Origin of the sequence: Cupriavidus sp. UYPR2.512 (assembly GCF_000379565.1) — a bacterium.
Classification (GTDB): Bacteria; Pseudomonadota; Gammaproteobacteria; order Burkholderiales; family Burkholderiaceae; genus Cupriavidus.
In genome coordinates, this window is record NZ_KB902852.1 from 206789 (window position 1) to 219519 (window position 12731).

Annotated in this window: 10 protein-coding genes; 7 read left to right on the forward strand and 3 right to left on the reverse strand. The window is 67.0% G+C overall.

Translation table 11 applies throughout. From position 1 onward, the window contains the following. Positions 1-86: 86 nt before the first annotated feature. The 3 genes from A3A5_RS0100940 (at position 87) to A3A5_RS0100950 (ending at position 6241) form a co-directional block, all read left to right on the forward strand. Complete coding sequence (locus A3A5_RS0100940) at positions 87-3407, forward strand: hybrid sensor histidine kinase/response regulator (protein WP_026200331.1); 3321 nt, start codon at positions 87-89, stop codon at positions 3405-3407. An 811-nt stretch (positions 3408-4218) separates the two neighbouring features. Further along, on the forward strand, positions 4219-5745 hold the full coding sequence (locus A3A5_RS0100945) for an MFS transporter (protein ID WP_232431251.1): 1527 nt from the start codon (positions 4219-4221) through the stop codon (positions 5743-5745). A gap of 34 nt (positions 5746-5779) precedes the next feature. Then, positions 5780-6241, forward strand: coding sequence for a MarR family winged helix-turn-helix transcriptional regulator (locus A3A5_RS0100950; protein WP_018308792.1), 462 nt, complete (start codon positions 5780-5782; stop codon positions 6239-6241). Positions 6242-6267: 26 nt separating this feature from the next. Here the strand turns inward: A3A5_RS0100950 and A3A5_RS0100955 are convergent, their stop codons facing one another. Continuing rightward, complete coding sequence (locus A3A5_RS0100955) at positions 6268-6933, reverse strand: response regulator transcription factor (RefSeq protein WP_018308793.1); 666 nt, start codon at positions 6931-6933, stop codon at positions 6268-6270. 400 nt (positions 6934-7333) lie between these two features. Beyond that, the gene (locus tag A3A5_RS0100960; protein ID WP_018308794.1) at positions 7334-8293 is read right to left on the reverse strand and encodes a LysR family transcriptional regulator; all 960 of its coding nucleotides are present in this window, start codon (positions 8291-8293) and stop codon (positions 7334-7336) included. A gap of 839 nt (positions 8294-9132) precedes the next feature. Between A3A5_RS0100960 and A3A5_RS42960 the strand changes: the two genes are divergently transcribed. From A3A5_RS42960 to A3A5_RS0100980, 4 genes are all read left to right on the forward strand, one after another. Beyond that, positions 9133-9423: an IS3 family transposase gene (locus A3A5_RS42960; protein ID WP_018308795.1), complete on the forward strand. Its 291-nt coding sequence runs from the start codon at positions 9133-9135 to the stop codon at positions 9421-9423. 69 nt (positions 9424-9492) lie between these two features. Beyond that, the gene (locus A3A5_RS0100970; RefSeq protein ID WP_018308796.1) at positions 9493-9867 is read left to right on the forward strand and encodes a hypothetical protein; all 375 of its coding nucleotides are present in this window, start codon (positions 9493-9495) and stop codon (positions 9865-9867) included. Between the two features lie 48 nt (positions 9868-9915). Next, positions 9916-11262 carry a DUF3300 domain-containing protein gene (locus A3A5_RS0100975; RefSeq protein WP_018308797.1) on the forward strand — a complete coding sequence of 449 codons (1347 nt, stop codon included), beginning with the start codon at positions 9916-9918 and terminating at the stop codon, positions 11260-11262. Positions 11263-11265: 3 nt separating this feature from the next. Next, entirely contained in the window at positions 11266-12126 is an 861-nt protein-coding gene (locus A3A5_RS0100980; protein ID WP_018308798.1) for a DUF2950 domain-containing protein, read from the forward strand. Positions 12127-12158: 32 nt separating this feature from the next. Here A3A5_RS0100980 and A3A5_RS45535 read toward each other — a convergent pair whose 3' ends face one another. Then, positions 12159-12575, reverse strand: coding sequence for a Crp/Fnr family transcriptional regulator (locus A3A5_RS45535; protein ID WP_369797724.1), 417 nt, complete (start codon positions 12573-12575; stop codon positions 12159-12161). Positions 12576-12731: the final 156 nt, after the last annotated feature.

Consider the following 12731-nt stretch of genomic DNA (forward strand, 5'->3'; position numbering starts at 1 on the left):
CGGCACGCGGCTTGCCGCCACGCGCACTACGACCCATGCACTGGCCGGATGCTCCGGGCAGTCGCGATACTGAGACGAGGTATGCAATGAAACGGCTGATGTCGATCGACAGCAGCTCTGCGTTGCCGTTGAGCATTCGCCAGATACGTTATCTGGTCTGCCTGTTCTCGGCCTGTGTGCTGGGGCTGACCGTACTGTCCTGGGGGATGCTGCTGCGCTATCGCCTGCACGAGGCGGTCGAGCGGCAGGAGATGGTGCTGCAGTCGCAGTCCGAGCAATTGCAGGCAAAGCTGCATTGGGCCGAGGCACTGGCCGTGCGCGCGCAGGGGTCGCTGACGCGGCTTGCCGATATCGGCCTGGCCGATGAGCTGGCTGCGGTCAGCGATGAGCAATGGACCGACCGCCTGCAACGCCGGGGCGACCGCCAGTACATCCCGTTGCTGGTCCCGCCTGCCCACGCCAAGGCGCCCGGCGCCAGGCTGAAAAGCCTGGCCGACATGATGACGTTCACTTTCCGCGTCAACAACCTGCAATACCGCGAGGTGCAGAACGCCTACCTGGTCGACCTGCGGGCCGATCAGCTCTATGTCATCCCGCGCCGGCTGGACCCGGCACGCGCGCGCATGCAGCGCGACGACGTGCGCCAGACCTTCCTGCGTGACACGCTCACGCGCCTGCGCAATGACGCGCTGGTTGCACGACTGCGCGCCCACCCGGGCCAGGCGGTGGTGCTGCCACCGGCGCAGGACTGGGTCAGCGGCATGCGCACCGTGACCTTCGCCACCCTGGTGCAAGCCGGTGGCGAGCCGGCCGCGATCCTGGCCATGGAGTTCCCGCTGTCCCCGATGCTGCCGGACGGGCAGACCATCGATGGCGATTTCATGCTGGTGACCGATGCCGGCATGGTGCTGAGCGCGGACGGCATGCCGGCCGCCGCCCTCGGCCAGCCGGTCGCGGCATCGCTGGCAGCGCAGGGTGCGCGCCCGGGCAGGGTGCGTTCGGCGCTGGTACGGCAAGGGCTGCTGGACCATGTCGTCGTGCTGGAATACCAGCTGGACGCGTGGGGCTGGCGCACGGTCGGCGTGGTCGGACTGGGCCACTTATGGCAGCAGTTCCGGCGGAACGCCTTGTGGATGCTGGGCCTGACCGGCTCGCTGTCGATGCTGATCCTGGCGTGGATCTGGCTGATCGACCGCCGCATCATGCGCCCGGCGCAGCGCCAGTCCTTGCGCCTGCAGGAAAGCGATGCCCTCGGGCGCTTCGTGATTGAAGTGGCCGGCGTGGGCCTGATGGTCGTCGAGCGCAGCACGCGGCAGGTGCTGCTGGCCAATGCCGCCGCCAAGTCGATCATCGATCAGGCCAGCGCCGCCGGCCTGACGCAGCTGCAGGATGCCTGCGGCGCGCGCTTGACCAGCGGCCACGTCAATGCCGAAGGCCCGCCACAGGTACTGCCCCGTTTCGATGTGGACATGGCCGGCCGCAACGGCGAGATGCGGTCGCTGGAGGTGCGGCTGGTAGAGATTACCTACGAAGGCCGTGCCGCCGTCCTGTACGCCCTCAACGACGTCACCGAGGGGCGGCGCAGCGAAGCGCGCTTGCGCGAGGCGATCCGCGCGGCGGATGCCGCCAACCACGCCAAGTCTTCGTTCCTGGCCACCATGAGCCATGAAATCCGCACGCCGCTCAATGGCATGCTGGGCAGCATCGAGCTGCTTGGCATGACCCGGCTCGATTTACGCCAGCGCGACCAGCTGGCAGTGATGCAGCACGCGTCGCAGTCGCTGATCTACATCATCAATGACGTACTGGACTTCAGCAAGATCGAGGCCGGGCAGATGTCATTGCAGCTGCGGCCGTGCCGCGTCGCGGAAGTCGTCGAGGACGTGACCCGGCGCTTTGCGGCAGAAGCGGCGCGCAAGCAGTTGTGGCTGCTCTGCATCAATGATCCTTCGCTGGTTGAGCCGGTGATGGCTGACGTGGTCAAGCTCGAGCAGATACTGACCAACCTGGTCAGCAATGCGGTGAAGTTCACCGAGCAAGGCAAGGTGATCGTGGCGGCCATGCGCAAGCCGGGCGGCGGCGTGGAAATCCGCGTCATCGACACCGGCATCGGCATCGCCGGGCGAGACCAGATCCGGCTGTTCGAGCCCTTCGTCCAGGCCGAGCAGCCGGATACGCGCCACTACGGCGGCACAGGCCTCGGGTTGTCGATCTGCCGCCGGCTGGTCGAACTGATGTCTGGCGAGATACGGGTGGTCAGCGAGCCCGGCCTGGGCAGCTGCTTTACCGTCAGCCTGCCGCTGGCCAGCGCCGGTGCCGCGGCGTCAACCGACGCCTGGCCGCGGACCGCGCTGCGTGGACTGACGGTCGGCTTGAATGTCACCTTGCGCGAGCTCTACCAGGGCGTGGAGCAGTTGCTGCAGTTCTATGGCGCACGGGCGGTCAAGTATGACCCCGACGCGCCGCCGGCCACGCCGGTCGATGTCCTGGTGTGCGATGAGCCGGCCATGTCGCGCTGCAACGACGCCGATGTGGTGGTGTCGGCCATGGCGCCGGCAGTGCCGGACCTGACGCAGACGCCGGTGGTGGCATCGCCCTATGCATGGCGCGGCTTGCTGGCGGCGATCGCGGCAGCGGCCGGCGTGGAGGTGACGCAAACGCAAGCGCCACTGTCGGCGCGCGAGTATGCGCCTGCGGCGCAGCTGGCGCTGTTGCTGGTGGAAGACCATCCGATCAACCAGGTGGTGATGCGGGAGCAGCTGGAAAACCTGGGGCAGAAGGTCGATCTGGCCAGTGACGGGCCCGAGGCCCTGTTGATGGCATCGGGCCGGCACTACGACCTGGTCCTGACCGATCTGCAGATGCCTGGCATGGACGGCTTCACGCTGGCGCGGCGCCTGCGCGATGCCGGCCTGGCCACGCCGATCGTTGCCGTCACCGCCAGCGTGGCGCCCGATGTGGCCGAGCGATGCCAGCAGGCCGGCATCGACCGATGCCTGACCAAGCCGGTGGGGCTGGTGACGCTGCGCAAGCTGCTGGAAGACCTGTCCGGCGCCCAAATGGCAGCGCGGGCAGCGCCGGGCCAGCATGCAGGCGGCGACACGTCGCTGCATGCCGACGCGCTGCGGCGCGACCAGCGCGCGCTGGTCGAGGCGCTGCTGGCGGGGGACGCCGAAGCGTTTGCCCAACGTCTGCACGGATTGGCCGGAGCGCTGTCGGTGATGGGCCATGCGCTGCAGAGCCAGGCGTGCCGCTGGCTGGAGCAGGCGGTCCGGTGCTCGGGGCTGGTAGCCATTGGTGCGGACTGGCAGGCCTTCCATGCCGAACTGGAGCAGCTGGCAGATGGGCTGGAGTCGCAGGGCGGCACGCAGGGTGCCAACAATACGACGGATTTGAGGCATGCCTGATGGAGCGGTCACGCGCCGGGCGCGATACTGCTTCCGTGGAGCGTCTCCCTGGTCCCTCCGTTCCTCTAGGGGCGGCGACACCTACCACTCTGGCACATCGATGCCATTCGGTCCTGGGGGGCCACAGATGCATGAGGCCTCAGCTTTCTCGCTACGGCTCGGGACGGGGCTTGTTCATACCATCTTCGCCGATTAGCGGCGGTGATTTTTTGCTTTGGCACTGCGGGTGGTTGTCGTGCTTGACGGACGTGGGCTGTTTCGCCGGCGTAGCCGGCGACCTACTTCTTGTCCGAGCGACAAGAAGTAGGCAAGAAACGCGTCGCCTGGGCGGCTGGCCATAAATTGCGATTATTGGACGAACCCGACTTTAGGTTGTTGGCAGCCTACTAACCAGGTTATCGGTGGGACGCCTTCGGCTGCGCTGCGCGCACGCTTCATCGCAGGTCGGAGGCACGGGCACGGGCACGGAGTGCATCGCTGCGCTCGCACACGTTGTCGCGGATGACGCCGAACCTAACGCTGTTAGGACGGGGTCGTCGCTGTGCTTAGGACGGGCGCGTAGCGCAGCCCCCGATGCGCGGATCTGCACAACGACACGACCGCCCGCGATCTGGAGCCAGCTCCGATTGACCTACCTGCGGACTTCCCAGCAGATGAGGCATTAAATTTGGTCGCGCCATGACGAGGCCGGCCAATCTGTGTCTATAATGCTTGACAATACAATGATTGATTGGGCAATAAAGTGACTCCACAGCCAGAAAGGTCCGAGGCCAACGCCCAGGTGCTGCCATTTCGCGAGTCCCTGCTGGCCATGCTGGGCGTGGCCTTTGTGGTGATGCTGGTGGCGCTGGACCAGACCGTGGTCGGCACGGCGCTGCCGACTGTGGTGGCCGAGCTGCAAGGCTTCGAGTACTACGCCTGGGTAGCCACGGCCTATCTGCTGACGTCGGTGATCACCGTGCCGGTATTCGGGCGGCTCGGGGACTATTACGGGCGCAAGCCGTTCGTGCTGGCATCGATCGTGGTCTTCTCAGTGGCCTCGGCGCTGTGCGGCATGGCGCCGAGCATGCCGTTCCTGGTACTGGCGCGCGCGCTGCAGGGGATTGGCGGCGGCATGCTGGTCGGCACCGCCTTTGCCTGCATTGCCGACCTGTTTCCGGATGCGCATGTGCGGCTGCGCTGGCAGGTGATGCTGAGCGCGGCATTCGGCATTGCCAATGCGGTCGGGCCGTCGCTGGGCGGGCTGCTGACGGAGTGGTACGGCTGGCGCGCGGTGTTCTATGTCAACCTCCCGGTGGGCGTGCTGGGGCTGTGGTTTGCGTGGCGCTACCTGCCGCACCTGCGCCAGCAGGCGCACAGCGGGCCGATCCGCGTGGACTGGCTGGGTGCCTTGCTGATCGCAGCCGGGCTGGGGTGCGTGCAGCTGAGCGTTGAACTGCTGCCGGCGCGCGGGTTCGACGCCTATACCAGCGGCTTGTTGGTGCTGGCGGCGCTGGCACTGGTGGCGCTATGGCAGTGGGAGCAGCGTTGCGCCAACCCGATCCTGCCAGTGGAGATGTTCCGCAACCCGGGGCTGGCGCCGCTGTTCCTGCTGGCGGTGTTTACGGGCTTCACCATGTTCTCGCTGCTGCTCTATGCGCCGCTGCTGTTCCAGGGCGGCTTTGGCTATTCGCCGAAGGAGGCGGGCATCCTGATCACACCGCTGGTGGTCTGCATCACCGCGGGCAGCATTCTCAACGGCCGCATCGTCACGCGCATTCGCCGCCCGAACACCATGCTCTATGCCGGCTTCGGCATGCTGGCAGTGTCCTGCGTGGGCCTGTCGCAGGCCACGCGCAGCATGCCGCATGGCGTCTTGCTGACGATCATGCTGATCGGCGGGTTCGGGCTCGGCTTCATCATGCCGAACCTGACGGTGTTTGCGCAGCAGACGGCAGGGCGCGAACACCTTGGCATTGCCACGGCCATGCTGCAATCGCTGCGCATGGTAGGCGGTATGGTGGGCACCGCGATCGTGGGCACGCTGGTCACGCGCAGCTATACCGGTGGCGTGGAGCATGCGCTGTCCGCCGTCAATGCCGGGCAGTGGACAGCGCGCATGGCGGACCCGCAGGTGCTGATCGACAAGGCGTCGCAAGTCGCGTTGCTCGGCCAGCTGGAGCAAGCCGGGCACAATGGCGCCCTGCTGCTGGAGCAGGCGCGCGTGTCGCTGGTCAGTGCCATCCACCTCGGCCTGGTGGTGGCTGCGGTGGCCGCCGCGCTGGGCGTGTGGTGCGCCCGCCGGGTACCGTCGATCAAGCTGGGCCGGGCGCCGGCGCCCGCCATGGCCGCCGACTGAAGCGCCGGCCTGCAACCTAACCTGAGGAATACGGATGGAACTGGAGCGACAAAGCGTGGCCGTACTGCAGCAGTTCGGCCGCACCTACCGCGCTTACGCGGCCGCATTCGAGCAGCGCCTGGGGCTGCCGCTGCCCCGCTGGCGCATCTTGCATGCGCTGCATCACCAGGAGGGCGCGATCGGCCAGAAGGCGCTGGCTGACCTGGTCGGCATGGACCCGGGCGCGCTGACGCGCCAGCTCAAGGCCATGCAGGAACTTGGCTGGGTGGAGCGCAGCACCTCGGAACGCGACAACCGCGTGACGCATGTCACGCTGTCACGGACCGGCCAGCAGGTGGTGGCGCACGCCATGCCGCTGCGCTCAGCTTTTCTGGAGGATGTGCTTGCGGAGGTGTCGCCGTCGACCATGCGCGAGCTGTCGCGCGGCCTGGCGCGGCTGGAGGCCGGCATCGCATACGCGCAGGCCAACGCGGCACAGGCAGCCGACGCCGCCTGACGCGGCTGCGCCCGTGCCGCTGGCGCTCAGGCAGTCAGCAGCATGCCGTTAAGCGCTGCAAATTCGAACAGTTCCCGATCGTTGGTGACGCCGAGCTTCTGCATGGCGCAGTTCTTCTGCCGGCTGATGGTCTTGACGCTGCGGCAGAGCAGGATGGCGATCGCGCTCACGGACCGGCCGGTCAGGTACAGCCGCAATACTTCCATTTCACGCCGGGACAGGCGCTCCGCGCTGGCCTGGCCAGGTGCGACCGGGTTGCCCGGATCGGCCTGCGACAGTATTTCCAGCGCGGATTTGCCGATGTAGTGGAAGCCCCGCTGGATACGGCAAACCACGGTCACCAGTTCTGACAGCGGCGAGTCCTTGAGCAGCAGGCCGTGCACCTGCGTGTCGAGGATGGAGCGCAGTACCAGCGGATTGGTGATCATGGTCAGCACGATCACGGCCAGCGACGGATGCCGCCGCCGCAGGCTGGCAAGCAGGCGCAGGCCGTCGCTGTTGCCCTCGCCCTGCGCGGGCATGTGGTAGTCGGTGATCACGACATCGGGACGCAGGCTTTCCACGCCGTTCAGCAAGGCCGCCGCGCTGGTCACGCTGCCGCACACCTCCCACCCGGTCTGGGTATGCAGGCGGTCCGCGACGGCCGCGCTGACCAGGGGGTGGTCGTCGGCAAGCAGGATCCTCAATGTCATCTGGTTGCTCCTCGATTCAGGTTCGTGGCAGCGCCGGCATCAAGAAAACGCCGCACGTCAGCGAGACGTGCGGCGCAAAAACGACGCCAAACAATACGACGCCAGACAACTGCGCGCATTGCCCCGGGACCGGGCCAAACGGGAGACGGCCGGACCGCAGCAATGCCCTTGCAGGGTATCGGCTGCGCGGTCTGGGGAAACTAGGAGGATTCGCAAAGCGCCGCCGTGGCACAACGGCCTGCACCGGCCGAAGCCGCGCGAGTGTAGCGCAAGGTCAGCGCTCGAAAAAATGTCTCAAGACTGTAATAAAAACGCCGCCATTGCTGCGCAGCCAAAGAAAAAGGCGCTGGCGCCATGTGGCTGCCAGCGCCTTCCGGGCGCCTGTGCTGCGGGAGTTGCGTCAGGCCAGAGCGGGCTGCGTATAGGCTGCGGGGCGCCCGTTGCGGCGGCCGTCGATGGCCTTGAGCGGGTCGCGCAGCACGGCGCTGCCGACATCCATGATGTCGCGCAGCACGCCCTTGTCGCCGCTGCGCTCCGGTGCCCAGAAATGCAGTGCGGCCCATTCCGGGAAGCTGCTTGGCGGTGCCAGCAGGCGCGTCTTGCGCTCGCGCGTGACCAGCGGCACGTTGAAGTCCAGCACCGGGCAGATGCCCCCGGCTGAATGCAGCAGCGTGATCTGGGTATGCCATGACGGGACCACGGTCTCGCGATGTCCCGGTGTGCTGGCCTGGCGGCTCAGGAAGGTCCGCAGCGGGCTGCCGGCCTCGCAGTCTTCCTGCAGCAGGATCCAGTCGCTTTCGCCTTCGTCATGGCTGCCGCCGCGCGTGGCGCTCACCAGCCGGCGCGGCGTGGCCATGATGTTGTGCTGGCGCACGCGTTCGGGATCGTGGCCGCTGTCGACGACGAAGGCGCAGTCCAGTTCGCCGCTGCCGAGATGGCCGGCAAGGACGGCGTCGGCAATCACCGGACGCGTGACAAAGCTGTCTTGCGGAAACTGCTCGCACAGTGCCGTCAGGATTTCGGTGATGACCGGGTCGCCGATCGACGATGAGAAGCCGATCGAAACGCGCCTGCCGTCGTCACGGCGCTTGCTCAGGCCAGAGTCGCCGGGGCGCACCAATTGGTTCCATTTGGCCAGGATCTGCCGCGCCGTCTGTTCCAGGCGCAGGGCATGCGGAGTGGGTTCGAGCATCCCGTTGCGCTTGACGAACAGCGGATCGCCGGTGATTTCGCGCAAGCGCGCGAGGCTGTAGGCCACCGTGGGCACGCGTCCCTGCGTGCAGGCCGCCACGGCGCTGAGGTCCCGGTATTCCATGACGAGGACAAAGACATGCAACAACTTCGTGCTGACGTGACGCATTGCGACTTCTCCCGATCCATGACTTTGTTTTCGCTTTTTTCTTATTTGTCCGGCGCGTACAGCGCTGCGTCGGACATGGGGCGCAAGAGCCGCCAGATGTCAGGGCAATGATTCGGCCCCTGACAGGGGCAGGCGCAAGCGGCATGCACGGCGCGCGATGCGGGCATGTCCGGATGAAGACCAGGGGGGCAAAGGCCCGGGCAGGATGCTGCGAAAACGCATGGCACGACTCCTAAATGTCCGACTTGCGTCGACAAATGGCGCAGTGACGACTCGATCCTTCAGGCCCGGTACAGGTTGGCAGCGTGGAATGCGCACCGTACCACGTCAGGGTGGTGCCGGCTGCCTGGCCGCTCTTCTGCCGGCGCCACCCAGGGCGCCGCGCGAAGGCGTGCGAAATTTAGTTGTGCCGAAGAAGCTTAATACATGCTCAGCGAAAGTCATAGAAACTTGAATTGATGGCAGTCTTCTAATTTGGTTCAGCCCGTTCTTTGTCTGTACATCAATACATAGCTTGAAATCGGGGTTTCGGGGCGATTCATGCGCGACCACCGCCGCGCACAAGGCCATCATGCCCATGTTTTACGGGCGGCTGGCATCTCCGTTTCCGCGATGCGCAGCGCTAATGGTCTAACTAGATTCCAAATTGGTTTAACGAAATTTGGCAATCCGCGCCAGCGCCGGCGGCAGCGTGCGCAGAGATAATTTTCTTAACTCGCGCAGCGAAGACACTGAATTGCCTTTTGGCGCGGCCCTGGGCTAACGTAGGGCCAGAGTCGGCACGGTTGGCGGCGCGGCTGGTGCCGCTTGTGGCCCGCTGTTGTGATGCGGAGAGATTCGTGAACAGACGGTATTCGGAAGAGCAGATCCGCAGCTACCTGGCCGAGGCGGCCAGCGGCGTGCCAGTGCGTGAGCTGTGCGCGCGCTATGGTTTCAGCGATGCTTCGTTCTACGGATGGCGTGCCCGTTACGGCCAGCCCAACCAGGGTGAGGCACGTGAGGGCCGCAAGTTGCGCGAGCTGCAGGAAGAGAATGCCCGGCTGAAGAGTATGCTTGCGGACGCGCTGCTCAAGCTTGAGCTGATGCGCAACCGTACCGGCCGCCGCAATGGCACTGGCAAGGATCGCTAGCGGCGGACGGTTCTTGCAATGCGCCGCGGTGTCGGTTCCACGTACCGCGGAGGGTTCTGGAGTATTGGTTTGACGAAGTTTCTGAGCAAGGCGGGCGTGCTGGCATGCGCCGCCATGGTGGTTGTCCCGGCATGGGCGGCCGGTGCTGCATCGGCGGCCGCGGCCGCCGGCACTCCGATGGTGGCCCCGCCGCCGCCGCGGATGCTGGACGAAGCCACGGCCGTGGTGGAAGGACCTGATGGGACGTTGTCCGCGTCACAGCGGCAACACTGCCAGTCATTGCTGGACCAGATCAACGCGCTGCCCGGCGGGTCGCAGTGGTCCTCCGGCAAGTCGTCGGTAACCACGGCCGACGGGCGCACATATCCGACACTGGAACGCCAGGCAGATCGCAAGCGCCTGGAAGAGGCTTATCGCCAGGAATGCGCGCAGCAGCGCCGCTGAGGCGCCCCCGGCAGCAGGCCGTCACCTGGGTATTTGTGGGGAGCCGATATGCACTGTTTCAAACACCTCTTCGCATGGTGCCTGGCACTGATGCTGATGGCGCCGCACGGGCCAGCGATGGCGCAGTCCAGGCTGAGCAATGCCCAGCTTGACCAGCTGACCGCGCCGATTGCGCTGTATCCCGATGCGCTGCTGTCACAGGTGCTGATGGCGGCCACCTATCCAGCCGATGTCGCGGCCGCGGCGCAATGGTCCAAGGCCAATCCCAGTCTGTCTGGCGATGCCGCGACCAAGGCGGTCGCCAGCCAGGCCTGGGACCCCAGCGTGCAGTCGCTGGCCGCGTTTCCGTCCGTGCTCGACATGATGGGCCGCCAGCCGCAGTGGGTGCAGTCGGTCGGCGACGCGTTCCTGGCCCAGCCCAACGACGTGATGGATTCGGTGCAGCGACTGCGGGCGCAGGCGCAGAAAGCCGGCACGCTGAAGACGACCGAGCAGCAGAAGGTCGTTACGCAGACCACTGGCGGAACCACGATCGTGCAGATCGAGCCGGCCAATCCGCAGGTGGTGTACGTGCCGGCCTACAACCCGACCACGGTCTACGGCACCTGGGCGTACCCCGCGTATCCGCCGGCCTACTACCCGCCGCCGCCCGGATCCGTGTTTGCCACGGCATTGGTAGCGGGCATCGGCTTCGGGCTTGGCGTGGCGGCGGTCGATGCGATGTGGGGCGGGTTCGACTGGCATGGCCACGACGTCAACATCAATGTGAACCGCTACAACAACATCAATGTCAACCAGCGCCTGGACGTTAATCGTGCCAACGTGAACTGGCAGCACAACCCGGCCAACCGCGGCAACGTGCCCTACAACAATGCGGCGGTGCGCGGTCGCTATGACCAGCAGCGCCAGTCTGGCCTCGCCAGCCGGCAGCAAGGTGCGCAACCCGGCCAGCGCGTGGGGACCGCTGGCGGCGGGGTGCAGCGCCAGCCTTCGCAGCGCGACCAGGCGCGTGAGCGCGCCGCGCAATCGTTCGAGGGCCGTACCGGACAATCCATACCGGGCCATGCGGGCGAGGCGGCAGAGCGCTCGCGGCCGGGTGCCGCCGGTGGTGGCGTGCAGAATCCGCGGCCAGCCGGTGCCGACCGCCAGCGCGCAGACCAGGCCCAGGCCCGCGACCGTGCCCACAGTGCCAACCGGGACAGCGCGCTGCGCGATGCCGGCAACGGCGACCGCGTGCGCCAGCAGACCCAGCGCGCGGCGACGCCGCAGCGGGAAGCGCCGCATGCGCGCCCGGCCGGGTTTCACCAGGACGGCGGCGCGCGCCAGGGTGGTGGGTTGGGCGGCGGTGGCGGCCAGCCTGGCGGCGGCGAACATTTCGGCCATGGTCGGAGGTAAATCATGATGTACATGACCGGAAATCCCTTCTCTGCGGCAGCCGGAGCGCGCGCGCTGGTGGCGGCCGCGGCCCTGTCCCTGGGCCTGCCGGTGATGGCCCAGCAGGTCTTTCCGAGCCCTGACGCGGCCGCCGAGGCACTGGGTGATGCCATCGCGCGCAGCGACGGCGGCGCCCTGCAGCGCGTGCTGGGCAAGCAATACCAGTCGCTGGTGCCAGAGGGCTCCATCGACCGGGACGACGTCTACGAATTCCTTGGCGCCTGGGCGCGCCACCATGCCGTGCAGCCCGATGGCGAGCGCCGCGCGCTGATCGCGGTCGGGCAGAGCGGATGGACGTTCCCTGTGCCACTGGCGAAGCAGAAGAACGGCTGGCAGTTCGACCTGCGTGCCGGCCAGCAGGAAGTGCGCCGCCGCCGCCTCGGGCGCAATGAACTGGTGACGATGGAAACGCTGCTGCAGCTGGCCGATGCCCAGCAGCGCTACGCGGAGCAGGTGGGGCAGGGGCGCTACGCAACCCAGTTGATCAGCGCGCCGGGCAAGACCAATGGCCTGTACTGGCCCGCGGCCAGCGAGCAGGACGCGAGCCCGATCGGCCCCGACGCGCTTGCCATGAGCCCGGATACGCCCGCCGCAGACGCTTTCTACGGCTACCACTACCGGATCCTGCCGCCGGCCAAGGGCAGCGACGCCAAGTACGGCCTGATTGCCTGGCCGGCCCGCTATGCCGATACCGGCGTGCATACCTTCATGCTTGGCAGCGACCGCGTGTTCTATGAGCGCGACCTCGGGCCCGGCACGGCATCGCGCGCCAAGACCATCCGCAGTTTCTCGCCGGCCGGCTGGCAGCGCGTCGTGGACCGCTGAGCCCTCTCGGCACTTGCGCTCCGGCCAGCCGTCTAGGCCAGCCGGGGTTCGCCGAGCTCCACGCCGCGGGCGTCTGATCTGGCCACCGCCTGGCGCGGGGCCGGATCCAGGTCGGCATAGACCGAGGCCAGCCCGTCGCGGTCGATGATGCGCAGGTGCCGCTGGCGCACCGAGATCAGCCCGACCGAGGCAAAGCGCGACAGCAGCCGCGACACCGTTTCCAGGGTCAGCCCGAGCAGGCTGGCGATGTCCGTGCGCGACATGGCCAGCGTCAGCGCGCCGTCGCGGTTGCCGTCGCGGCGCGCCTGCTCGCCGGCCAGGTCAAGCAGCAGCATGGCCAGGCGCTGCGCCGCCTTCATCGATCCCACCGCCACCAGCAGCACGCGTTCGCGCTCGGCATTGCGGCGCATCGCTTCCAGTACCGTTTCACGAAATGGGGCGGCCTGCATGAGCGTGCGCAGGGATTCGACCGATACCGCACAGACCACGGCATCCTGCAATGCGATTGCACCAGTCCCGTGGACCGGGCCTTCGTGCGGCTCAAGCCCCAGCACATCGCCAGGCAGCGAAAAACCCGTTACCTGCCGCCAGCCCAGCGGCGATTC

Excerpts from the sequence above, each read along its gene's own strand:
- A3A5_RS0100940 (WP_026200331.1), top strand. The coding sequence starts at position 87 with ATGAAACGGCTGATGTCGATCGACAGCAGCTCTGCGTTGCCGTTGAGC.
- A3A5_RS0100945 (WP_232431251.1), top strand. The coding sequence starts at position 4,219 with ATGCTGGGCGTGGCCTTTGTGGTGATGCTGGTGGCGCTGGACCAGACC.
- A3A5_RS0100950 (WP_018308792.1), top strand. The coding sequence starts at position 5,780 with ATGGAACTGGAGCGACAAAGCGTGGCCGTACTGCAGCAGTTCGGCCGC.
- A3A5_RS0100955 (WP_018308793.1), bottom strand. The coding sequence starts at position 6,933 with ATGACATTGAGGATCCTGCTTGCCGACGACCACCCCCTGGTCAGCGCG.
- A3A5_RS0100960 (WP_018308794.1), bottom strand. The coding sequence starts at position 8,293 with ATGCGTCACGTCAGCACGAAGTTGTTGCATGTCTTTGTCCTCGTCATG.
- A3A5_RS0100975 (WP_018308797.1), top strand. The coding sequence starts at position 9,916 with ATGCACTGTTTCAAACACCTCTTCGCATGGTGCCTGGCACTGATGCTG.
- A3A5_RS0100980 (WP_018308798.1), top strand. The coding sequence starts at position 11,266 with ATGATGTACATGACCGGAAATCCCTTCTCTGCGGCAGCCGGAGCGCGC.
- A3A5_RS45535 (WP_369797724.1), bottom strand. The coding sequence starts at position 12,575 with ATGCAGGCCGCCCCATTTCGTGAAACGGTACTGGAAGCGATGCGCCGC.